This window comes from Hippea jasoniae (assembly GCF_000744435.1).
Lineage (GTDB): Bacteria > Campylobacterota_A > Desulfurellia > Desulfurellales > Hippeaceae > Hippea > Hippea jasoniae.
The window spans coordinates 13006-37429 of the sequence record NZ_JQLX01000013.1 but is presented as its reverse complement, the minus strand read 5'-3'; the positions used below and the strand labels follow the sequence as shown (position 1 = coordinate 37429).

The following is a 24424-nucleotide window of genomic DNA, read 5'->3' as shown; positions in this document are numbered from 1 at the left end:
ATCTTGACTTTTTTTAAAAATGTGTTAGTATCAAAGCGCAGTCGGAGAGGTGTCCGAGTCTGGCTGAAGGAGCACGATTGGAAATCGTGTGTAGGGCCACAAGCTCTACCGCGGGTTCGAATCCCGCCCTCTCCGCCATCTAAAAAGAACAAGGGGCGCCCATAGCTCAGTTGGATAGAGCACAAGATTGCGGTTCTTGGGGTCAGAGGTTCGAATCCTCTTGGGCGCGCCATTTTCTTTTAGCGATGTTCATCGGGTGGGCCTGGGCGACACACGCCAGGCTGAACCCCGCCAGGCCCGGAAGGGAGCAACGGTAGGTCTGGTTGTGTGAGCGTTCAGTGTCCTGCCCTGATGAGCATCGCTAAGGGGAAACGATGTACAAGGTATTAGCCAGAAAATACAGACCTACAAAGTTAGATGAAGTTATTGGTCAGCCTGTTGCCACAACAATCTTAAGAAACGCAATCCAATCAAATAAATTGCATCATGCCATTCTTCTATCAGGCCCGATGGGAGTGGGCAAAACTTCTCTTGCGCGTATTATTGCAAAATCAATCAACTGCGAAAAAGGGCCTACAACAGATCCATGCAATCAATGCGAAGCATGCATCGCTATACAGAAAGGCAGAGATATTGATGTTATTGAAATCGACGGTGCATCAAGCAGAAAAATTGAAAACGCAAGAGAAATCATAGAAAGTATTAAATATCCACCACTAAAGAGACGGTTTAAGGTTTACATAATCGACGAGATTCATATGTTCACTCAGGAAGCCTTCAATGCCATGCTTAAGACCATTGAGGAGCCCCCAGAATATGTAAAATTTATCTTTGCCACCACGGCAATTGAAAAAATTCCAGAAACAATACTTTCAAGATGTCAAATATTGACACTAACAAGAATTCCTGAAAAAGAAATTGAAAAAAAACTAACCCAAATTGCTCAAAACGAAAAAATAGACATAGAAAGTGAAGCTATAAAGCTTATAGCTAAAGCAAGTATGGGATCTTTGAGGGTTGCAGAAGGCCTGCTTGATAGATGCATAGCCTTTAAATTAGAAGGCAACATTACAGCCGATGATGCCTCTTTAGTAGCAGGTATCTCCACTACACAAAAAATAGAGGAATTTATCGAATTTGTTATCAACAAAAATCGCTCGGCAATTGATTTAATATACACACTGTATGAAAATTCGGTAAACCTTGAACAGTTTTGCTCCCAGATTATAGAAAACCTTATAAAGCAGGAAATATCATTAGAAAAAAAGGTAGCTCTTTTAAATATATTTTACAAAGCGTTGGGCGATATAAAAAGAAAAGTTGACCCCTTAGATGCATTGATCGTAGCAACTTATAAATCTTTTGCAGCTGCAGAGCTTGAGAGTATAGAAAAGGTTATAGAAAAGCTTTTAGGTTTTGAAACATCTGCAGTATTAAACAATAAACCATCAAGTGAGCCTATTAACTCCTCTTTTAAAGAAACATCAAAACATAGCAATATCCCACAAAAAAACAATCAATCCACAGTAGATGAAGTCCTTACTATATTTAAGGGTAAAATAGTAAATATTGAAAAAATAAAAAATTAATCTATAATTAAATCGAAGAAAGGGGTGCAAGATGGCAAAAAACTTTGGTGGAATGGATTTAAACAGCCTACTTAATCAGGCAAAAAAAATTCAAAAACAAATAGCTCAGGCACAGGAAGAAGCAGCAAAAGAAACAGTTGAGGTAACTGTTGGTGGTGGCATGGTAACCGTTGAGGCAAACGGAGCTGGCGAGGTGGTTAACATAAAACTCTCAAAAGAGATAGTTGATCCAGACGATATCGAAACACTTGAGGATTTAGTGCTCTCAGGTGTTAATGAGGCAATAAGAAAGGCAAAGGAAAAGATGGAAGAAAAAATCTCCGCTATAACTGGAGGTTTGAATATTCCCGGAATGTTTTAATGGAATCTGAGAAATTATTAAATGATCTATCACAACAATTTACAAATATACCTGGCGTGGGTCAGAAAAATGCCTTAAAGTATGCTTACTGGCTTGCCACCCACAAAGAGGTAGCCTTAAATATAAAGGAATCTTTGGAGAATATCATAAGCAGGGTAAGAATCTGTAAAAAATGTTTCAATATCACAACAAATACCGATGAAATCTGTAACATCTGCAAAGACACCGAAAGAGACAGAACAACCATCTGCGTATTAGAATCCACTGAAAATCTCCTTGAAATTGAAACGGCATCTGTGTATAATGGGCTATATTTTATATTGGGGGGGCTCTTTTCACCTATATACGGCATAGAAACCGCTATAAAGAGGATCGATTACTTGGTTAGTAGAGTAAAAGAGGAAAATATTAAAGAAATCATACTTGTTATCAGTTCAACAACAGAGGGTGATTTAACAGCTCAGTATATAAAAGATAAACTAAAAAACAGCGATGTAAAACTTTCAAGAATCTCAAGCGGTATTCCTGTTGGGGCAAACATTAATTACATAGACAGAAAAACACTTATAGAGGCATTCTCAAAAAGGACATTGCTATAAAAAATCGTTGGGGGTTAGAAGATGACCAAGAAATTAGAAATTAGATGGCACGGCAGAGCCGGTCAGGGAGCAGTTACTGCAGCTAAAACATTAGCTGAACTCATCTCCCAAGAAGAGGGAATTTATGCTCAGGGTTTTGCAGTTTACGGTGCTGAAAAGCGCGGAGCACCAGTTGTTGCATTTACAAGGGTTGATGAAAAACCGATTAGAGATCATTCAGAGTATATGGAGCCAGATATTGTTTTGCTACTTGACCCAACCTTAATGGGACTTGTTGATGTAAAAGAAGGATTGAAACCAACAGGTAAGGTTATAATAAACACAGCATTTAGTAAGGATGAGGTCGTCAAAGAGCTGGGACTTGAAGACTATGAGGTATATGTACTTGATGCAAACAAAATAAGCATCGAAGCATTGGGAAGGGCTATTCCAAACACACCTATGATCGGAGCTTTGGCAAAAGTTGCAGGTTTATTCTCCAAAGAAGATGTATCAAAGGGTGTCGTAGAACTACTAAAAGAAACAGGTAAATTTCCAGAAAAAATCATAGAGGGCAATAGAAAGGCAATAGAAGTAGCCTATGAGGAGGTAAAGTAATGGCTGAAAAACTACTAAACTGGGATGAGGTTTTAATAGGAGCAACAATCAAAGATCCGGGTAATTCAAAAAGTTATGAAACAGGCTCTTGGAGAGTTGAAAGACCTGTCTGGAATCCAGATACATGTATTCAATGTATGTTCTGCTGGGTTTATTGCCCCGATAGCTCAATATTAGTAGACGAAAACGGCAAAATGGCTGGCATAGATTACGATCACTGCAAGGGTTGCGGTATTTGCGTTGAGCAGTGCCCAACCAAGCCAAAATCCCTAAAGATGATTCTTGAGTCTGAGGCTAAAGGAAAAACATTAAAAGAGCTTAGAAAAGAAGCTTTTTCAAAGTAAAACAGGAGGCGATAAATGGGTAAAAAAGTAGCATTAACAGGTAATGAGGCTGCAGCTCATGCCATAAGACAGATAAATCCAGATGTTATAGCAGCTTTTCCTATCACTCCATCAACCCCAATTCCTCAAGCAGTTGCACAGTTCATAGCAGATGGTTTGATGGACACAGAACTTGTTACGGTTGAAAGTGAACATTCAGCAATGAGCGCATGTATAGGAGCAGCAGCAGCTGGCGGTAGAGTAATGACGGCAACAAGCGCAAATGGTTACGCTCTTATGTGGGAGATGTTATATATAGCCAGCGGTATGAGACTACCCATCGTAATGTCGGTTGTTGCAAGGGCACTTTCAGCTCCCTTAAATATTCACGGAGACCATTCAGATATCATGGGTGGTAGAGATACAGGCTGGATACAGCTAATAGCTGAAAACTCTCAGGAAGCATACGATACACTTATCCAGGCTGTAAAAATCGCAGAACATAAAGATGTTATGACACCCGCTCTTGTTGCACAGGATGGATTCAATATATCCCATGCAATAGAGATATGGGAACTTGAAGACGATAACAAAGTAAAGGAATTCATTGGCGATTATGAGCCTTTATATCCACTTTTGAATACAGATGAGCCTATAACGCACGGTGCATGGGCTCCACCAAACTGGTATTTTGAGCATAAAATGAATCAGTTAAAAGGACTCCTTAATGCAAAGGATGTGGTTAAACAGGTTGGCAAGGAGTTTGGAGAGGCTTTCGGAAGAGAATACGGCTTGTATGAGGCATATAAACTTGACGATGCAGAATATGTAATAGTGGCTGCAGGCTCAGTTTGTGGAACAACAAAAGATGTGGTAGATAACCTGCGTGAAAATGGAGTTAAAGCAGGTCTATTGAGAATAAGATTGTTTAGACCGTTCCCATTTGGAGAAATCGCTGAGGCTCTTCAGTCAGCAAAGGCCATAGCGGTTTTAGATAGGGTTTCACCAGCAGGCGCACAGGGTGGTCCACTTTTTAGTGAGGTTAGAAGTGCGCTGTATGATACATCCACAAGGGCTCCGATAATTAATTACACTTACGGACTTGGCGGTAGAGACACTCAGCCTAAACACATAAACTCCGTTTATGAAACGCTGAAGAAAATAGTTGAAACGGGTAAGATTGAAAAACAGTTCGATTGTCTGAACCTAAGGGGAGAATGGAGGTAGTATATGGCACTGTTAAACGAACTTGCAAAGAAAAAAGAGGGTCTTGTTAGTGGACATAGATTATGCCCGGGTTGTACACACTCGGTTATAATGAGACAGGTATTTGCAGCAGCAGAAACAGATAAATACGACATAGTAGTGGCAGCTGCTACGGGTTGTTTTGAGGTTTCAACAGGTTTATATCCATACACAAGCTGGAATGTTCCCTGGATTCACACGGCTTTTGAAAACGCAGCAAGCACAATTGCAGGCGTTGAGTCGATGTATAGGGCTTTAAAGAAAAAGGGAAAAATTAATAAGGATATAAGATTTATTGCGGTTGCAAGTGATGGTGGAACATACGATATCGGTCTGCAGGCACTTTCTGGAGCCATCGAAAGAGGGCATCAATTCCTCTATATCTGTAATGACAACAACGCCTACCAGAATACAGGAAACCAGAGATCATCTGCTACACCGTTTGGTGGATCAACCACAACATCGCCAAATGGTACTGTAAAATTTGGTAAAGAACAACCGAGAAAAGACATAGTAAGTGTTCTTGAGGGACATCATCTTGAATACATAGCTCAGGCTTCACCTTCAAACTGGCGAGACCTGATGAATAAAATCAAAAAAGCATTGGATGTAAACGGCCCAACCTACATCAATGTTATAGAGCCATGCACAACTGGCTGGGGATTTCCTCCAAATAAAGCCATAGAGATGGCTCAGCTTGCAGTTGATACATGTGTATGGCCGCTGTATGAGGTCATTAAAGGCAAAGTGGTTATAAACTACAAGCCAAAGAAAAAACTACCTGTTGAGGAGTATCTAAAACCGCAGAGAAGATTTGCCCACCTCTTCAAAAAAGGCAACGAACATTTAATTGAGGAGTTCCAGCGTCAGGTTGATGCACACTGGGAGTGGCTACTCAAAAGAGAGGAATGCGGCATAGCATACGGCGAATAAGCCTGAGGGTCTTACCCCCGGGCTTTTTTATATTATTTTAGATGCCTTAGCCTCCCCCACAAGGTATAACGAGCCTGTAATTAAACAATAATCGCAGTGGCGGTTTAAAGCTTCGTCAATTACACCATTCACACAATCAAATATTTTAGCCTCTAAAGCTTCTTCTTTTAGATGCTCTTTTATCCTGCAAGGGTCTTCTGCAAGCCTGTAAGTTAAATGCGGCAAGAAAATTTCCTTAAAGTATTCCTTTAGCCTATCAATTGCATAACGCCAATTTTTATGCTTTAGGGCGGCAAATATCAATATCCCGTCTTTTGAAAAATAGCCCCTTTCAAAAAGCAGACTCAAAAGGTTATCAACGCCTGCAGGATTGTGTGCACCATCAAAAATTATATGTTTACCGTTAAGCAGAATCACTTCAAATCTACCGGGCCAGAAACTCTTTGATAAAGGTTGCTTACTTAAACTCAAACCGTAATGTTTATTGAGAAGGTCTATACAAAGCAGCGCTAAAGCCGTATTTGAAAAGTTTATGCTATCGGGCTTTATGAGTTTTGCTTCATCTAAATAAGCATCATCAACAAAATAAACAGGCGCTGTTATGCTATCTGCAATTGCCTTTTTTACCTCTTCTGAGCTATCCGAAACAGCACCCAGCCGTTTTATAATTTTTGATTTTGTTAAAGCAATCTCATAAATGGTTTTACCTAAATGCTCAGTATGGTCAAATGAAATCGATGTCAAAACGCTTAAAATGGGATTTAGCACATTTGTTGCATCAAACTCCCCACCCATCCCAACCTCAACCACTGCAAAATCCACCCGCATGTCGTTAAAAATAAGAAATGCAAGCGCTGTAAGAAACTCAAAGTATGTGAGATGCTCAAAATTGAGTTTATCTATAAACGATGCATACTCAAGCAGTTGAGCATAGCCAACAAACTTTCCGTTAATTACAAACCGCTCCTTGAGTTCAACAAGATGAGGCGATGTATAAAGTGCGCAGTTGTAGCCCTCCCATAAAAAACTATCATGAAGCATCTTTGCCACACTACCCTTGCCGTTTGTACCACCGATCAAAATACTTTCAAACCTGTTCTGCGGATTGCCGATTTTATCAAGAAAGTGTTTTATTCTATCAAGCGAAAGATCCATAGCATAAGGATTGAGGTTTTCCAAGATAGCATTGAGTTTTTTAAAGGCTTCAATTTCATTCATGGCAGTATAGCAACAGCTGTTGCGTAGTTTTTTGTATGGCTGATTGATAGTTTTATATTTGATTTTTTAGACTTAACAAGCACCACAGGCTTTCCATCACTGATAATTTCAATATCCTTAAAACCAATCCTACCATCATAAATTTTTATTACGGCCTCTTTTGCACAAAACCTTCCGCCCAAACATTCAATAATCCTTTTTTTTGATAAGCAGTATTCGATCTCTTTTTTGGACAAAAACCTATCTAAAAATTTTCTGCCAAATCTTTCGTATGCGCTTTTTATCCTCTGCAATTCTTCAATATCTATACCAACTTCCATCTTGCCTCATAAATCAACTGCCTCATCAGTCTCACAGCCTCTTTTATGCCCACAAAAACACTTTTTGCAATAATGCTGTGACCTATATTGAGTTCTTCTATTTCTTTTATTGCTGCAATAGGTTTAACATTTTCATATGTTAGGCCGTGTCCTGCATGCACATGCAATCCCAGAGATGAGGCATATTTGGCAGCATTTATAATCTTTTCAAGCTCTATTTCTCTTTCCCTATCTACTTTAGCGTTTGCATAGCTTCCCGTGTGTATTTCGATAGCATCTGCACCTGTCTGCTTTGCCTGCTCTATCTGCCACTCAACAGGATCGATAAATAAACTGACTATGATCCCTTTTTTATGCAGGCGTTCAACAACCTTTTTCACCCTGTCAAAGTTTTGATCGACATCAAGACCGCCTTCTGTTGTGATTTCCTGTCTGTTTTCTGGCACAAGTGTAGCCTGATGCGGCTTAACATCAAGGGCTATATTCACAATCTCCTCATTTAAGCTCATCTCAAGATTAAGCGGAATCTTTATAATCTCTTTAATCTGATAAACATCTTGATCCTGGATATGCCTTCTGTCTTCTCTTAAATGCACAGTTATGCCATCTGCCAGAGCCTCCTGAACAAGCAGGGCAGCATAAATGGGTTCTGGCTCAACCGTTCTTCTTGCCTGCCTTATTGTTGCTACATGGTCGATATTTACGCCAAGCCTCATACCCCACCCCCTAAACCACTTTCAATTTCATTCATTATTTCATCTATACTCCAGCTACCGTTGACAAATATGGCTTCTTTGGGTTTCTGAAAAATTTCTTTTTGTTTTTCAAATATCTCAAGTCTGCCATCACTAACCGATTTTTGTTTTTTTCTTTGTTCAAAATGCTTAATTGCCTCATTTTTTTCTATTTCAACACAAACCACAACAGGTTCAATACCAAGGCGCCTAAACCTATCAAAAACCTTTTTTCTATAAGACTCCATCAAAAATGTGCCATCAAGGATAACACCCCTACCCTCTCTAACAAAATTATAAGCCCGATTTATCATTTCCTCATAAACCTTTTTGCTAAAATTTTGGGAGTATATATCGCTATTGTAATCTACAATTATTTTTTGGTGTGAGTCTATACCCGCAAGTTCTTTTCTTATAATATCTGTATTTAGATGTGCAAGATTAAACTTCTCTTTCAAATGTTCAGCAATAAAAGATTTGCCGCTTCCTGTTAAACCACACATCACAATCACTGTGGGTTTATACTTTTGAGGTAGATAACCAAACGCTAAATCAAAATACCTGTTTGCCTCAAAAGCATTCGATTGAAAAAAAGCGATCTTGCCCCGCACATAAGCCCTGTAAACCTTGTAAAAATCAAGCACCTCTGCCATGCTTTTGTCGGCCGAATAGTTTAAATAAGCATTCAAAAAAGCCTCTGATAATTCCCATTTACCGTAGTTTTCTAAATCCATTAGCAAAAAAGCCACATCGCTTGCAACATCTGAGTACCTGAACCGTTCATTAAATTCTATACAGTCATAAACATAGATATGCTCGCTGTCAATTATACAGATGTTTTTTGAATACATATCACCGTGGCAGTCCCTGATCTTTTTTTCCCTGATCCGTTTTTCAAACAACTCTGCGTTAATTTTATAAAATTCATCTGTGTACTGCCTTATTGCATCATATTGAAACTGGGTTATATACTCGCCAACTCCGCCTTTTGTCTGACTAAAATTTTCATCTGTGTTAAATTTGTTGGCCTCAACGCTTCCAAAGGATGATATATACTCATCTGTTCTGGCTGTCTTGTGAAAATTTGCTATTTTTAGAGCAAGTGCATCGATATAAGATAGCTCAATTTTATTATTTTCAATCAATACATCCATCATTCTGTTCTGAGGCATTTTTTTCATCTTTACCGCATATTCGACTGTTTTGCCATTCTCATCAATTAAAAGCTCGTTATTCTTTTTAACAATTCTGCTAACGCCAAGATAAATCTCATCAGCAAGCCTTTTATTTAGCTCAACCTCCTTTTTGCAAAACTCAAGCCTTTTATCCAGTGTGGTGTAATCAAGAAAACCAAAATCCACCGGCTTTTTAATCTTGTATACATAATCCTCGCCCAGCAAAACCCATGATATATGCGTCTCAATCAGTTCAAAGTTGTATTTTTCTTTTAAAAACTTGATTTCAATATCTGTCATGTTTCAATTCCAAAATCTTATACACTGAAAGACATCTTTTTGCCGCCAAGTAAGTGCATATGCAGATGAAACACCTCCTGCCCTGAGTCAGGCCCATTGTTTATGACTATTCTATAACCACTTTCGGCAATACCTAAATCCTTTGCAATCTTGTTAGCGATAACTGCCATATCTCCTATAATATGCTTATTTGACTCATCAACTTCAGACAGATAACCTATATGTTTCTTGGGTATAATCAAGATATGCACAGGTGCCTTTGGATTGATGTCTTTGAAAGCCAGATAGTTCTCATCCTCATAAACCTTACTTGATGGAATTTTCCCTTCAACAATATCGCAAAATACGCACATGGCCAACCTCCCTGTTTTTTTGTTAAGTATAGTAAAAGGTCAAAAAAAAGCAATATAAAGAGCTTGACAATGTATACAATTAATCCTACATTTATATAAAATATAACAAACGGGGAGATAGATGAAAAACATAAAAGCTGTCATTATGACAGGTGGCTTTGGTACACGCCTGCAGCCTTTAACCTATTCAATACCAAAGCCGATGGTGCCTGTTATAAACAAACCGATAATGGAACATACAATAAAAAGATTAAGCTCAATCGGCATAAAAGACATTGTTATTCTCCTTTATTTTAAGCCTGAGATTATAAAAAACTATTTTAAAGATGGCTCAAAATGGGGCGTTAACATAAATTATGTTTTACCCGATAAGGATTTTGGCACAGCAGGAGCAGTAAAGCAGGCAGAAAAATTTTTGGATACAACATTTATAGTGGTAAGCGGCGATGTTGTTTGCGATTTCGATTATGAACGCATTATTGAATTTCATATAAAAAACCAATCTCCCTTAACACTTGCACTTACAAGCGTTGAAAATCCCCTTCAATTTGGCGTTGTAATAACAAACAATCAAGGCAGAATCGAAAAATTCGTTGAAAAGCCTACCTGGGGTGAGGTCATAAGCGATACAATAAACACAGGTATTTATATTATTGAGCCTGAGATATTAAAATTCATTCCAACATCTGAAAGCTTTGATTTTGCAAAAAATCTATTTCCACTGCTTATGAGAAATGGCATAAAACTGATGGGAATTAATATGGAAGGATACTGGCGTGATGTAGGCAATCCAGACAGCTACAGAGCCGTGCACAATGACATATTTTACGGAAGGGTCAATATAGAGTTCAGTGGTAAAAAAATTGAATATCCCGATGGCGTGTTATACCTGCCAGAAAACCAACAGCCACCAGAGGGTGTAAAAATCATCGATACGGTTGTTCTGGGCGAAAATGTAACAATAGAAAAAAACGCGATTTTAAGCAATGTAGCAATAGGTGATAATGTTTCTATAGGCTCCTCATGCAGTATAAGAAACAGCGTTATCTGGCAAAAAACCGCGATAGGAAGTAATACAATCTTAGACAACGCCGTTATATGCAACGACTGCAAAATAGGCTCAAATGTTGTTGCAAAATACGGATTAATATTATCGGAAAGCTGCGAGGTTGGTAACCTAACAACATTTGAGCAGGATGTGGTTGTATGGCCCAATAAAAAAATAGATGCGGCAAGTATTGTAAAAAACAATGTAATCTGGGGCAGCAGACATAAAAATTCGCTTTTTGAAAACAATATCATAACGGGCAAAAGTAATGTGGAAATCAGCTGCGATATAGCCTGCAAAATTGGAGAGGCTTTTGGCTCTCAGCTACCAGAAGGTAGCAGGGTTATTGTAGGAAGGGATTATGAAAACTCACCAAGGATGATAAAAAGGGCTTTTGTAAGCGGCCTTTTAGCAACAGGAATTGAGGTTATAGATTTTAAAGCAACACCACCTACACTTTTGAGGTGGTCTATAGCAAACGATCCTCAAATCGCCGGTGGCGCATATATCAAAAGAGCATTATATGATCCAAACAGTATTGAGATTTTATTGTTCAACGAGCATGGTTTAAAACTCAGTTCTAACAGCTCAAAAGCCGTTGATAAATGTTATTTTAAAGAGGAATTCAGACGGGTTGAGCCATCCAAAATAGGGCAAATTATAGACTACTCAATAATAAAGGAAGAAAAACTTCTCAACTACATAACGGCTATTCAGCATTTGATAGATTTTAAACTAATCAGGGATTCCCATTTCAGGGTTGCTGTAGATCTGATGTTTGGTATTGCGAAAGATATCTTCCCCTACATTATAACGCAAATGCAGATAGAAAACATACTGCTTAACGCCTACTCAGATCCATCAAAGCTAAAAAACATTGAATTTTACGAAAAAAAATCGCTAAATGAACTGAGCAATATAGTCAAAAAATTGGGTTTTGATTTGGGCATTGTGATCTATCCACATTCCCAGAGACTAAGACTGATAGATGAGAAGGGCAACCCACTTGATACATCAACAGCCGTTCACTGCATATTGAATCTTATGAATTTAGAAGGTAAAAGGCTCTCAAGAAAAATAAAGGTGCTTCTGCCAAGCTGGTCTGCTGATCTTTTAGATAATCAGTTTGAGTTTTTAGATATTAAGCGCGGCAGGATGGAGTTTTTTACAATAGAACAGCTTAAAGAATTTGACTTAATCGCCAAGACAGATGGCAACTGCTCATTTGTGAGCTTTTCTTTATTCAGGGACGCGGTATTCTCCTCTTTCAAAATCATGGAATTATTAAGCAGGCACAAAATAAAACTTTCCAAGCTTTCATCTAACCTAAAAAACTTTTTCTACAGGCATATCTCTATCGACTGCCCGCAGCTTAAAAAAGGCAAAATCTTAAAACGCTTTATAGAGCACGCCAAGGATAAGCCCTATTCCACCATCGATGGTGTCAAAATAAACGAAACAAACACCGACTGGGTTATGATTCTACCCGATGCATATCAGGAAAAATTAAACCTATATGTCCAGGCGATAGACAACAAAGCAGGAGAAGTTTTGTTAAAACACTACAAAAAGCTCATCCAGAACTGGATAAACGAGAATTAGATGAAGCTATCAATTTTGTGGCATATGCATCAACCATATTATACAAATAGCGAAGGTGAAATTATTCTTCCGTGGGTTTTTTTGCATGCAGTTAAGGATTACTATGATATGCCGTTTATCTTAAGCAACTATCCTCTCAAAGCCACATTTAATATCACACCAACGCTTTTAAATCAGCTTGCAGTTTACTCAAAAGATGCCAAAAAACACGATAGATTTATAAAACTGCTTTTAAAGCAAGCATCTGCTTTAAGTGAATCTGAGAGAAAATTTATTGTTAAAATATCAAAATCGGCTGTATTTGAAACAATGGTTAAACCACTAAAAGGCTACTTAGAACTATTCAACAAAAACAACTATACCGATAGTGAGTTAGAAAACCTGCAGGTGTGGTCTCTTTTAAGCTATTGCGGGATTTTTTTAAAAAACAACTCTCAAATAGTAAAGGATTTATTAAAAAAAGACAGGTTTGCCTACGAGGATAAACTGCTTTTGGTTGATGAGTTAGTAGAATTTACAAACACAATTATTCCATTTTATAAAAAACTATTCAGGCAAGGCACAATAGAGCTTTCAACAACACCGTACACCCACCCGATTTTACCGCTTTTGATAGATATGAATGCAGCAGCTAACCTGCCCGTTCCCAAAAATCACTTTAGCCTCATAGATGATGCAAAAAAACAGATATTCAAAGCAATAGAGATATTTTCAAATTACTTTGGAGAAAAACCCAAAGGGATGTGGCCAGCAGAGGGCGCCGTTGATAAAAAAACTATCAAACTTTTTCAAGATGCTGGTATATCATGGATTGCAACAGATCAAGATTTAATCGACAAAAACCATTATAAAAGCTATTCCTTTGAAGGTTTAAAAATTGTTTTTAGAGATAAAGGTTTAAGCGATGCTATAGGTTTTGTTTATAAGGCAATTAGACCAGAGGATGCAGTTGATGATTTTATAAAGAGATTATCAGAAATTGAAAAAAATTTTCCAGGGGCGGAAGTTTTTGTTATATTAGATGGAGAAAATGCATGGGAGTTTTACCCCAACAACGGATGGGATTTTTTGAATATGTTATATGAGCGACTGGTTGGTACAAGCTTTATAGAAACAACAACTATCTCAGAAACCAATCCAGAAGAAACACTAAATGAGATAAAAGCGGGCAGCTGGATATACGGCAATTTTTCAACATGGGTTGGAGATCCAAAGAAAAACAGAGCCTGGGAGATGTTATTTGAGGCAAAACAGCACTATCTAAACAACAAATCCCGATTAAATAATGATGTATGCGATAAAATCGATGAGCTATTTTTAAAGGCAGAGGCTTCGGATTGGTTCTGGTGGTATGGCAGCGGCCATCACAGTGAATATGAATACGATTTTGACGAACTTTTTAGAGAAAACCTTATCAACATCTACAAATTGATGGATATCGAACCCCCAAAAGCGTTGTTTATACCAATAACCGATACAAAGGACATAGAGGCTTTCTCAACAAGACCTAAATTTTATCTAAAACCCGAAATAGATGGCAAGATAACAACATTTTTTGAGTGGCTGGGTAGTGGATTTTTTGATGAGGCGGTTAGCTATTCTGCAATGGATACATCAATTAAACCGATAAAAAAAATATTCTACGGTATGGATAAAAATTTTATCTACATAAGGCTTGATGGAGATATTGAAGATCTAAAAAGAAAAGCTTATTTAAAAATCTTAAGTCCACAGCTAACAAAAGAAATATCGCTACCGCTTAACATTGCAATCTTCAACAAAGATGTGCTTCTTGCAGCTTATGAGATTATAGAATTGGCATTAAACAAAAAACTCTTTAATGAAGACAAAGTAAATTTGAGAATAGAGTTATCTGTTGATGAAAAAACGATACAGATACTACCCGGCGTTGGTGAGATTCAACTAAACATAAAAGACGATTTTTCACATAACTGGTTTGTGTGATGGCTACAACACTGCTGTTTGGCGTTCATCTACATCAACCCGTAGATAATTTTGATTTTGCGGTGGATAAAGCCGTCAATAAATGCTATAAGCCGTTTTTTGAAACCGTTTTAAAATACGATGCTTTTAGATTCTCGGTTCATGTAAGCGGCTGGCTATTTGAAAGAATAAAAGATAAATACAAAGATCTTTTTGGAATAATAAAGCTATTGAGTGATTCAGGCAGAATAGAGATCTTTAGCGGTGGCTTTTATGAGCCTGTTCTTGCTTCAATCCCCGAAAAAGACCGCATAGGCCAGATAAAGCTCCTCAACGAATTCATTAAAAAGCAGCTCAACTATAAACCGAAAGGATTATGGCTTGCAGAAAGGGTCTGGGATGGTGCTATTATACCATCCCTGAAGCAATGTGGCATAGAGTATGTTATGGTTGATGACAATCACTTTATAAATAGCGGATTAAGCCAGCTAAATTTAAACGGATATTACTTAAGCGAATACAACACCCAGACAATAGCCCTTTTTCCCATTAATCGCAAACTCAGATATACCCTGCCTTTTAGCAAACCCGATGTTGCCATTGATACCATAAAATCGTTTGAAACAGCTATTGTATTTGACGACCTTGAAAAGTTTGGCTTGTGGCCCACAACCTATCAATGGGTTTATAAAGACAAATGGCTTGAAAGATTTTTAGAGGCTCTATTAAAAAGCGATGTAAAAACAGCACTTTACAGCGAGTTTTATGAAAAAAATAAACCGCTTGGGCTTGTATATCCAAACAATGTTTCTTACGAGGAGATGGGTTTGTGGAGCATGCTTTATGATGATTCAAAAAAGGCTCAAGATATCATAAAGAACGACCCGCAAATTTCACATTTAATCAAAAACGGCAACTGGAAAAATTTCTTCAATAAATATCCTCAGTCAAACCGCATCCATAAAAGAATGCTTGAGATGTCAAAAAAGCAGATAAAAAACAGGGTTTTTAAAGAAAACCTCTACAAAAGCCAGACTAACGATGTTTTGTGGCATGGAATCTTTGGTGGCATATATCTACCCAATTTAAGGGATAACGCATACAGGTATATAATCAGCTGCGATAGCATGTTAGAAGAGAAAAAAATAACAGTTGAGGATATATTTTTAGAAGGATACAGACAGGCAAAGTTCAAAACAGGTAAAATCATAGCTATTTTTGATTCAAAATACTCAGGACAACTTGTTGAGTTTGACTCAATAGAAGATAAATTCAATTTCCAAAATACAATGACCAGAAAAAGAGAGGTTTATCATCAAATAAATAGCGGCAATAACGACAGCGAAGCTGTAAAATCTATTCATGAGATAAACACAAATGTTAACGAAACGCTTAAAAATGCATTGATCTATGACTGGTATGAGAAGAATTCCTTTGTCGATCACATAAGCGATGAGAGCTTTGATCAACACTCCTTTTACAGATGCAATTTTAAGGAATATTCAGATTTTGCAAATCAACCCTTTGAAATCACCTTAAACAACGATGGGGTGATATTTAAAAGGGATGGCGGCATCTACGATGAGAAAAAATACAACACAACACTCAAAAAAGTATTTAAACCAATTAAAAACGGCATAGAGTTTTCCATTTTTATAAACAGCGAAACCAAAAAAACATTTGCCTATATAGTTGAATTTAATTTTCACTTTGCAGAGGATTTCCTTATCAACTCAAAAAAGGCAGAAGATACAGGAACACTCAAAACAACTTCACTCAGAATTTTTGATAAATTCAGTAAAAAAACAGTGTCAATCAACTTTGACAAACCAATGCAAATCTACTATTTCTTATTAAAAACCCTATCAAAAAGCGAAAAAGGCTTTGATTTAACGACACAGGGTATCAGTCTTGCATTTAAAGAAACATTTAATCAATCGTTATCAATATCAGGGGAGTTAAAAATAGAAAATGTCTGAAATAAGATACGACATTATCCATGACGATTATGTAATTATATCACCTGAGAGGCTTCACAGACCCAACTACTACTCAAAACAAAACAGAAACCTATCAGAAGAATTAAGCAAATGCCCTTTTTGTGAGGGGCATGAGCATCTCACACCGCCTGAGATCTATGCAATAAGAAACAATCAACCCAACACTGCAGGATGGAAGGTGCGTGTTATTCCCAATCTTTACAAAGCGGTTCAGATAGAAACACCGCTTACATTTAAAAACGATGAAATCTACTTAGCAGCTGGAGGATACGGGGCACACGAGATTATAATCGACACACCAAGACACATAACCCAGCTTAACAAACTTACAAAAGATGAAATCTTCAACTGGCTTAATGTAATAAAATGCAGAGTGGCAGATCTGCAAAACGACAAAAAACTTAAACATGTTTCGGTTTTCAAAAACCACGGTTTTTATGCCGGTGCAACCCAAAGCCACCCTCATACTCAACTCATTGCAACACCTGTGATGCCAAAAAGCAGGTTAAATCTGCTCAATAACTGCTTTAATTTCTTCAAAAATAACTCAAAAAACATATTCGATCTAATAATAGAAAGGGAAACCGAAAACGATAGACTCATAACCCAGAATGAATGCTTTATTGCTTTTGCACCTTTTGCCTCAAAATTTGCATTCGAGGTGATAATTGCAAGCAAAATAGCTTCTACACCATCAATCATCGATTTAAACGATGCAGCTTTAAACAAATTAGCAAAAATATTAAAAACGGTTATTACTGCCATGTACAAACAGCTTGAGGATTTTGACTTCAACCTGATTTTTTGCATTCCGCCCATAAATAAAACTAAAGAAACCGAGCAATTTTTTGGTTTGTTTGAAAAATTTTTCAGATTCCATATACGCATAACGCCTCGTATCTTTGGTATAGGTGGGTTTGAGATAGAAAGCGGCATATTTATAAATCCGGTGTCGCCTGAGGAGGCTGCACATTTTCTTAAAACATCAATAGGAGGCCTTTAATGAAACTACTGTTTGCAACAGTAGAGTTTCTGGGATATGCCAAAGCAGGCGGTCTGGCTGACATATCATATTCCTTAACAAAACAGCTAAAGAAACACATCGATGTGGATGTGGTTGTTCCTCTGTATAATTTTGCAAAAAACAAACTCAAAATAGCCTCAACGGAAGATTACGAAGAATTTTTGCTGCATAAAGCCAAATTAGATGATGTTGAGCTTCTATGCGTGGAAGAAAAAACGCTTTCTTCAACTGACACAATTTATACAGACAACGATGTAGAGCGATTTATTATCTTCTCTAAAGCTATTTACACAATAGCCCTCAAACACAATCACGATGTTATTCATCTAAACGACTGGCACACAGCTTTTGCCGCATATCTGATAAAAAAGACAATGAAAAAAAGAGTGATTTTAACCGTTCACAATCTTGCATATCAGGGCATCTGCAACTGCTTACCAGAATCCATAGGCATCGATAAAAAAGATTTTGATATAACCACATTTGAATACTACTCAAAAGTCAATCTTCTAAAAGGTGGCATAGCCTACAGCGACAAAGTGGTCTTTCCATCGGATGAATTTCTAAAAGAATCATTAAACAGCGGCTTTGGGCTTGAGGGGTTTTTATCATCTCATAAAGACAAACTCACATCCATTCTAAACTGTATAGACTACGACGATTTCAATCCCCAAACAGATCAGGCTTTGAAGAAAAACTTTGATAGTGCAAATATAAAAAACAGGTGGTTTAATAAAGCTTTTTTGATGAAAAAATTCTCTTTAGAAGATAAAAAACTACCGCTGTTTGCCTTCATTGGCAGATTTACGCACCAGAAAGGGCTGGATTTGATTATCGATGCTATTGAGGACCTGCTAAAAAAAGACCTAAATTTCATTATGGTTGGCGACAGAAACAGTGAGTACTTCACAAAACTCAGCACAATAAAAAAGGAAAACTTTGTTTTAATAGAAAAATATGAAGAAGGCTTGGCACGATTAATCTATGCTGCAAGCGATTTCATCATAATACCATCTGTTTTTGAGCCCTGCGGGCTTGTGCAATTGATAGCCTTTAGATACGGAGCAATTCCTATTGCACATGCAACAGGAGGCCTAAAGCAGACGATACATCCTATCAATAAAAAACAGTGTGGCATGGGCATCGTTTATAACAATCAGATTGAAGATGAATTAATAACTGCAGTAGATGAGGCTTTAGATCTATACAAAAACAAACAGAAACTCCTCTCAATTAGACGCTTTAATATGAAGTGCGATTTTTCGTGTGCTCAAACTGCTCAAAAATACTTAAAGCTGTATGACTAAGGCAGCCGTTGATATTGGTGCAACATACACTCGATACATAATTGAAAACACAGAAGAAAAAACCATCAAAACAAAAGACATAAAAATAGTGAATTTTTTAAACAATCTCATAGAAACATACAACATTAACACCATTGCAATAAGTTTTGCAGGTTATGTGTATAATACGACAATAATAGACTCACCAAACATAAACATAAAAAATATAAATTTAAAAGAGGCTATTGGAAAAAAGGATACTGAAATCATTCTTGAAAACGACCTTAATTGTGCAGCTTTGGCTGAGTCTAAATATTTTAACTCAAAAAACATAGCAGCAATCTACAGCGGTAGCGGACTTGGATGCGGTGCAGTGGTTAACAATCACCTTTTAAAGGGTGATAAAGGCATAAGCTGTGAGCTTGGACATATAAGTTTTAAAAAAGCGCCCTTTGTATGCGGCTGCGGCAAAAACGATTGTATCGAACTGTTTGCAAGCGGCAGCGGCTTAAAAAAGTGGATAGAATACTACCATATACACGGTTTTAAGTTAAATGAAATAGAAAAAGAAAAACCGATTATTGTGGAAAATTTTATAGAGGCGTTGAGTTTTGCCATATCAATTGTTATAAACATGCTAAATCCCCAACTTGTCGTTTTAGGAGGAGGCATTATTCAATCAAACAGTTTTATTGTTAAAAGACTTAAAGAAAAAGTAAAACAGCTTACAATAAAACCACTATCCAACACACCTATCGAACTATCAAAACTCAAAAACGGCTCTTTGGAGGGAGCAAGAATTCTGGCGGGTATGGTATGAATGTATTGATACTGACAGCAGAATTTGAGGGGCTTGCAAAAGCAGGCGGTCTTGCAGATGCCGTGGCTGGTCTATCTAAGGCGCTTTTAAAAAATGTAAATGTAAAGGTCATAATGCCACGCTACTACTCAATTAACCCTTCAACGCTTACCAGAATCGATGCCCTGCCCTTTGTGTATCTAAAAGATAAACAATACTTTTTTGCCATATACAAAAAGATTATAGACGGCGTGGAGGTCTATTTTGTTGATTATGAGGAGTTTTTTGGAAGAGACGGCACTTATACAGATAAAAACGGCGAAGGTTTCTTAGATAACGACATAAGGTTTATATTCTTCAGTGTTGCAGCCTTAGAAACAGCAAAGGTTATAGGATTTAAGCCCGATATTATTCATCTAAACGACTGGCAGACAGCTGCAGCAGCAGTAAAAATCAAAGAGGACAACTATTTTAAAGATACAGCGACGGTTTTTACAATTCATAACCTTCAACATCAGGGATTTTTTAAAAAGGATAGATTTGAACTTTTAAACTGCAGCTGGCAATACTTCAATCCGTTTCAGTTTGAGGCTTTGGGGCATCTAAATCTTTTAAAGGGAGCAACAGCCCTTTGTGATACTATCACAACAGTCAGCAGAAAATACGCTAAAGAAATCCAGACACCTCAATTTGGTTTTGGACTTAATGAGCATTTTAAAGCTTTAAACTTAAAGCTTTTTGGCATTCTAAACGGCGTTGATTACGAAAAATGGAATCCCCAGAGGGATAAATTTATTGCAAAGAACTATTCAGTTGAAACATTGGATTACAAACAGCTTTGCAAAAAGGATTTGCAGGAAGAATTTGGTCTTAGCCAAAACGATGCCCCTATTATAGGTTTTATCGGCAGGCTTTATGAGCAAAAGGGCATCGGTCTGATTATCGATATATTCGATAGGCTTATGCAGGAGGATGTTCAGTTTGTTTTGCTTGGAAGTGGCAAAAAGGAGTTTGAGGAGTTCTTTTTAAGCAAAAAAGCTCAATACCCGTACAAGGTCGGTGTGCATATAGGTTACTCAGAAAAACTTGCCCATAAGATTGAGGCTGGCAGTGATTTCTTTGTTATGCCATCCCTTTTTGAGCCGTGCGGTTTAAATCAGATATATTCTTTAAAATACGGCACTCTCCCTATAGTAAGGGCTGTGGGTGGTCTGGATGATACAGTTAAAAATTTTACCCCTTCAGACAAAAGTGGCTGGGGTTTTAAGTTTTATGAATTTAGTCCATCCGCTTTACTAAACACAATCCTGTGGGCTTTTGATGTTTATAAAAACCCCGATATATTCACTTTATTAAAAAAACGGGCAATGCAGTTAAATTTTGGCTGGGAAAAGGTAGCTGAGCATTATTTAGATGTTTATAGATTTGCCACTGTTGCAAAAAAATTATCGGATTGCTGCAGATGAAATCCCTATTAAGCGATTTTGATATCTATCTTTTCAAAGAGGGCACCCATACAAGGCTTTATGAAAAATTGGGCTCACACATCACAAAAGATGGAGTTTATTTTGCACTCTGGGCACCCAATGCAAGCTATGTCAGTGTTGTCGGAGATTTTAATAATTATGACCCAACTAAAAATCCCCTTTCTTTGAGAAATGATGGAAGCGGTATATGGGAGGGTGTGGTAAAAAACGCTCACAAAGGGCAAACTTATAAATACTACATCGTCTCAAATTTAGATAAACAGGCAAGGCTAAAGGCTGATCCGTTTGCCATATATGCAGAAACACCACCAAAAAGCGCATCCATCATATGGGATACTACCTACAAATGGCATGACCAGGAATGGATGAAAAACAGAGAAAAATATCAACCAATCTACAACCCCATATCGATATATGAGGTGCATTTAGGCTCATGGCGCAGAAGGGTTGAAAAGAACAACTCCTATCTATCGTATACCGAGGCAGCAGAGAAATTAGCCGCATATTTAAAACAGATGAACTTTACTCATATTGAGCTATTGCCCATTATGGAACACCCGTTTGATGGGTCGTGGGGGTATCAAGTCACAGGCTATTACGCCCCAACATCAAGATTTGGCAGGCCAGAAGAATTTATGGCTTTTGTTGACATCATGCACAAATTTGGCATCGGCGTTATACTTGACTGGGTAGTTAGCCACTTTGCTGTGGACGGCCACGGTTTATTGAACTTTGATGGCTCATGTCTGTATGAACATCAGGATCCCCGCCTTGGCTATCATCCCCAGTGGAAAAGCGCAATATTCAACTACGGCAGATATGAAGTAAAGGCGTTTCTTTTAAGTAATGCAGTTTACTGGTTTGACAAATACCATATAGACGGTTTGAGGGTTGATGGTGTTTCGAGTATGCTCTACCTCGATTTTGGCAGAGAAAACGGCAGCTGGATTCCCAATAAATACGGTGGGCGAGAAAACTTAGAGGCCATTGAATTTTTACAAACATTGAACAAAACCGTTTATTCGGAATTTAAAGGCATAATGACGATAGCTGAGGAGTCATCTGCTTATCCTAAGGTTAGCCATCCTGTCCATGAAGGCGGACTGGGCTTTGGTTTTAAATGGAATATGGGATGGATGCACGATACTTTGAGTTATTTCAAATACGACCCGATCTTCAGAGCTCACCACCACAACAAACTCACATTCAGTATCTGGTATGCGTTTAGTGAAAACTTTGTTTTACCTTTAAGCCACGATGAAGTGGTTCACATGAAAGGCTCTCTCATAAACAAAATGCCTGGTAGTTATGAGGAAAAATTTGCCAACTTAAGAGCTTTATTTGCCTATATGTTTGCCCATCCGGGTAAAAAGCTACTGTTTATGGGATCTGAGTTTGCCCAATTTTCTGAGTGGGATTATGCAAAAAGCCTTGACTGGCATCTGTTAAAATACCCCAAGCACAAAGGCATAAGAAAACTTTTAAAAACCCTAAACACCCTTTATAAAACACTCAAACCACTTCATAAATGGGATACAAGGCCTCAGGGTTTTAGATGGATAGATGTCAACAACGCCCCATCAAACATCTTAAGCTTTTTGAGAATCTTTAAGGATGAGCAAATCCTGATAATCTGCAATTTTTCAGGGATTGAGCAAAACTACAGGGTTGGACTTTCAAAAAACACAGACTGGATAGAAATTTTAAACTCACAGTCTTTACAGTTTGGAGGATGGGATAAAAGCAAACAAAGAACCCTACAGGCTCAACCCATCTCCTATCATGGATTTAACTACTCAGCTCAATTAAACCTGCCACCATTAAGCGTTCTTTACTTTAAACCAAAATCGTAAAGCTTTTTATAATATTCATCAACCATTCTGGCAGAATCAAAATAGTTCATCACATCGATCATACCGTTTTTTACAATCTCAATCCACCTGTTTGGATCATCGTAATACATCGGCACGATCACATTTTCAAACTTCTCCATCATTCTCAAATAATCCCTTCTGTCGATCTCCTCAACAGGCAAACCTGGGTCTGCATGGGGAATTGTGAAGGAGTTTATGCCATCCTTTTCAAACTCTGCATGCCAGCCGTCGTCTATGGAAAAGTGGATCGCCCCGTTTGCAGCTGCACTCATGCCGCTTGTTCCGCTTGCCTCCCTGCCCCACCTGGGCGTATTCAGCCATATATCAGCACCCTGCTTTAACATCTTTGAAAGCCTCAGCTCATATCCTGTCAAAACGGCAACATTTTTAAACTCTTTACTCATCAACACTATCTCATTAAACATACCGATACCGCGGTAATCGTAAGGATAAGGCTTTCCTGCCCAGATAATCTGAACAGGGTAATCTTTATTCATAACAAACCGTCTGAATCTGTCCATATCAAGGATCAACAGCCACGGTCTTTTGTATTCAACAAATCTTCTTGCCCAAACAATGGTAAGCACATTGGGATCAAACAGTTTGCCTGTTTGATCGGCCACCTCTTCAAAGAGGAGTTTTTTTAGATGTTTCTTGTATGCCACAAGCTGATAATCCTCATGCTCCTGCAGGTATGTCAACATATGTTTATCAGCCCAGTAATGCATGTTCTGTGCGTTTGTAATACTGATGATTTCACATCTATCCTTAACAAAATCCCACATTTCGTTTGAAACCTTATGGTGGATTTTTGATACGGCATTAGCCCTTTTTGAAACCTTCAAAGCAGCAACGGTCAAAGAAAAATTACTTTCATGATAATTGAGCTTCTGCTGAATCTCCTGCAACGAAAAATCACCAAAAAACCCCATCTGTTCAAGTAATTCTGCGCTATGTTCCTCGTTGCCAGCCTTCTCTGGCGTGTGCGTTGTAAATACAACATGTTTTTTTAACTCATCCAGATCGGGATATTTTTTCATAAGCTCAAAGACAAGAGGCAGTGAATGCCCCTCATTCATGTGATATACATCGATTTTTATGCCTAAAGCATCAAGCATCTTAACGCCACCAATACCCAAAACAATCTCCTGCGCAATACGCGTATTTTCGTTTACATCGTATAGTTTATGACTGATTGTGCGTGAAAGATAGTCGTTTTCTAAGCAATCTGTTGTAAGCAGAATGACAGGTGCTGTTTCAAATACCTTTGATGGCAGAAAGTAGGATTTTACAACAACAGGCTTTGAATTTATCTTAACCTCAACTTTAACTGAAGTATCCTCGATGAAATAGTAAAATTTTCTTCTAAAATCCACCTTCATTGTATTATCTTCGTTTCTAACCTGATCGTAATATCCAAAACTCCACAGCATACCAACACCAATTGTTGCCTGTCTGAGATGGTTTGCGCTGCGCATGTGTGAACCGGCTAAAAAGCCAAGTCCGCCTGAGTACGTCTTAAGTGCCTGATCTATGGCAAACTCCATTGAAAAATAGGCAACCTTTGTTGAATATTTTTCATCTATTGGATAGCTAAACAGCTCCATTGCTCC

The 24424-nt window shown here is 37.9% G+C and carries 21 protein-coding genes, 2 tRNA genes and 1 other RNA gene; 18 read left to right on the top strand and 6 right to left on the bottom strand.

Annotation, left to right across the window (positions count from 1 at the left end; all coding sequences use genetic code 11):
- Positions 1-43: 43 nt before the first annotated feature.
- The 10 genes from EK17_RS05055 (at position 44) to EK17_RS05015 (ending at position 5647) form a co-directional block, all read left to right on the top strand.
- Positions 44-138 (top strand) — tRNA-Ser (locus EK17_RS05055).
- A 17-nt stretch (positions 139-155) separates the two neighbouring features.
- A tRNA-Arg gene (locus tag EK17_RS05050) sits at positions 156-232 on the top strand.
- A gap of 21 nt (positions 233-253) precedes the next feature.
- Positions 254-353, top strand: an RNA gene (gene ffs, locus EK17_RS09255) — signal recognition particle sRNA small type.
- 21 nt (positions 354-374) lie between these two features.
- Positions 375-1589 carry a DNA polymerase III subunit gamma/tau gene (dnaX, locus tag EK17_RS05045; RefSeq protein WP_051904443.1) on the top strand — a complete coding sequence of 405 codons (1215 nt, stop codon included), beginning with the start codon at positions 375-377 and terminating at the stop codon, positions 1587-1589.
- A 31-nt stretch (positions 1590-1620) separates the two neighbouring features.
- On the top strand, positions 1621-1950 hold the full coding sequence (locus EK17_RS05040) for a YbaB/EbfC family nucleoid-associated protein (RefSeq protein WP_035588174.1): 330 nt from the start codon (positions 1621-1623) through the stop codon (positions 1948-1950).
- Entirely contained in the window at positions 1950-2549 is a 600-nt protein-coding gene (gene recR, locus EK17_RS05035) for a recombination mediator RecR (protein ID WP_035588172.1), read from the top strand. Before EK17_RS05040 ends, recR begins: the two co-directional genes overlap by 1 nt.
- 21 nt (positions 2550-2570) lie before the next feature.
- Positions 2571-3146 (top strand): 2-oxoacid:acceptor oxidoreductase family protein, encoded by a 576-nt coding sequence (locus tag EK17_RS05030; RefSeq protein WP_035588170.1) that lies wholly within the window; start codon positions 2571-2573, stop codon positions 3144-3146.
- Positions 3146-3490 (top strand): 4Fe-4S binding protein, encoded by a 345-nt coding sequence (locus EK17_RS05025; protein ID WP_035588168.1) that lies wholly within the window; start codon positions 3146-3148, stop codon positions 3488-3490. The genes EK17_RS05030 and EK17_RS05025 overlap by 1 nt, the downstream gene beginning before the upstream one ends.
- A 15-nt stretch (positions 3491-3505) precedes the next feature.
- Entirely contained in the window at positions 3506-4696 is a 1191-nt protein-coding gene (porA, locus tag EK17_RS05020) for a pyruvate ferredoxin oxidoreductase (RefSeq protein ID WP_035588166.1), read from the top strand.
- 3 nt (positions 4697-4699) lie between these two features.
- On the top strand, positions 4700-5647 hold the full coding sequence (locus EK17_RS05015; protein ID WP_035588164.1) for a thiamine pyrophosphate-dependent enzyme: 948 nt from the start codon (positions 4700-4702) through the stop codon (positions 5645-5647).
- A gap of 27 nt (positions 5648-5674) precedes the next feature.
- Here the strand turns inward: EK17_RS05015 and EK17_RS05010 are convergent, their stop codons facing one another.
- Genes EK17_RS05010 through EK17_RS04990 form a run of 5 tightly spaced genes read right to left on the bottom strand, consistent with a single transcriptional unit; the run spans position 5675 to position 9747 of the window.
- Positions 5675-6865 (bottom strand): bifunctional folylpolyglutamate synthase/dihydrofolate synthase, encoded by a 1191-nt coding sequence (locus EK17_RS05010; protein WP_035588162.1) that lies wholly within the window; start codon positions 6863-6865, stop codon positions 5675-5677.
- Positions 6862-7185, bottom strand: coding sequence for a holo-ACP synthase (gene acpS / locus EK17_RS05005; protein ID WP_035588160.1), 324 nt, complete (start codon positions 7183-7185; stop codon positions 6862-6864). The genes EK17_RS05010 and acpS overlap by 4 nt, the downstream gene beginning before the upstream one ends.
- Positions 7170-7901, bottom strand: coding sequence for a pyridoxine 5'-phosphate synthase (locus EK17_RS05000; RefSeq protein ID WP_035588158.1), 732 nt, complete (start codon positions 7899-7901; stop codon positions 7170-7172). The genes acpS and EK17_RS05000 overlap by 16 nt, the downstream gene beginning before the upstream one ends.
- Positions 7898-9394 (bottom strand): bifunctional aminoglycoside phosphotransferase/ATP-binding protein, encoded by a 1497-nt coding sequence (locus tag EK17_RS04995; RefSeq protein WP_051904442.1) that lies wholly within the window; start codon positions 9392-9394, stop codon positions 7898-7900. Before EK17_RS04995 ends, EK17_RS05000 begins: the two co-directional genes overlap by 4 nt.
- 17 nt (positions 9395-9411) lie before the next feature.
- Positions 9412-9747: a histidine triad nucleotide-binding protein gene (locus EK17_RS04990; RefSeq protein ID WP_035588156.1), complete on the bottom strand. Its 336-nt coding sequence runs from the start codon at positions 9745-9747 to the stop codon at positions 9412-9414.
- A 121-nt stretch (positions 9748-9868) separates the two neighbouring features.
- On the opposite strand from EK17_RS04990, the gene EK17_RS04985 reads away from it, so the two are divergent.
- From EK17_RS04985 to glgB, 8 genes are read left to right on the top strand one after another with little or no spacing between them, the layout of a single operon-like run.
- Entirely contained in the window at positions 9869-12397 is a 2529-nt protein-coding gene (locus tag EK17_RS04985) for a sugar phosphate nucleotidyltransferase (RefSeq protein WP_051904441.1), read from the top strand.
- Positions 12398-14362 (top strand): hypothetical protein, encoded by a 1965-nt coding sequence (locus EK17_RS04980; protein WP_035588154.1) that lies wholly within the window; start codon positions 12398-12400, stop codon positions 14360-14362. It abuts the gene before it with no gap.
- Complete coding sequence (locus EK17_RS04975; RefSeq protein WP_035588151.1) at positions 14362-16320, top strand: alpha-amylase/4-alpha-glucanotransferase domain-containing protein; 1959 nt, start codon at positions 14362-14364, stop codon at positions 16318-16320. Before EK17_RS04980 ends, EK17_RS04975 begins: the two co-directional genes overlap by 1 nt.
- Positions 16313-17344: a galactose-1-phosphate uridylyltransferase gene (locus tag EK17_RS04970; RefSeq protein WP_035588149.1), complete on the top strand. Its 1032-nt coding sequence runs from the start codon at positions 16313-16315 to the stop codon at positions 17342-17344. Before EK17_RS04975 ends, EK17_RS04970 begins: the two co-directional genes overlap by 8 nt.
- On the top strand, positions 17344-18672 hold the full coding sequence (locus tag EK17_RS04965; RefSeq protein ID WP_035588146.1) for a glycogen synthase: 1329 nt from the start codon (positions 17344-17346) through the stop codon (positions 18670-18672). The genes EK17_RS04970 and EK17_RS04965 overlap by 1 nt, the downstream gene beginning before the upstream one ends.
- A complete protein-coding gene (locus EK17_RS04960) occupies positions 18665-19471 on the top strand; it encodes an ROK family protein (protein ID WP_051904440.1) in 807 nt (268 codons plus the stop codon). Before EK17_RS04965 ends, EK17_RS04960 begins: the two co-directional genes overlap by 8 nt.
- Positions 19468-20916, top strand: coding sequence for a glycogen synthase (locus tag EK17_RS04955; RefSeq protein WP_035588142.1), 1449 nt, complete (start codon positions 19468-19470; stop codon positions 20914-20916). Before EK17_RS04960 ends, EK17_RS04955 begins: the two co-directional genes overlap by 4 nt.
- The gene (gene glgB, locus EK17_RS04950) at positions 20913-22790 is read left to right on the top strand and encodes a 1,4-alpha-glucan branching protein GlgB (protein WP_035588139.1); all 1878 of its coding nucleotides are present in this window, start codon (positions 20913-20915) and stop codon (positions 22788-22790) included. The genes EK17_RS04955 and glgB overlap by 4 nt, the downstream gene beginning before the upstream one ends.
- On the opposite strand, the gene glgP is transcribed toward glgB, so the two are convergent.
- Complete coding sequence (gene glgP, locus EK17_RS04945) at positions 22769-24418, bottom strand: alpha-glucan family phosphorylase (protein ID WP_035588136.1); 1650 nt, start codon at positions 24416-24418, stop codon at positions 22769-22771. The two genes, glgB and glgP, sit on opposite strands and share 22 nt — an antisense overlap.
- Positions 24419-24424: the final 6 nt, after the last annotated feature.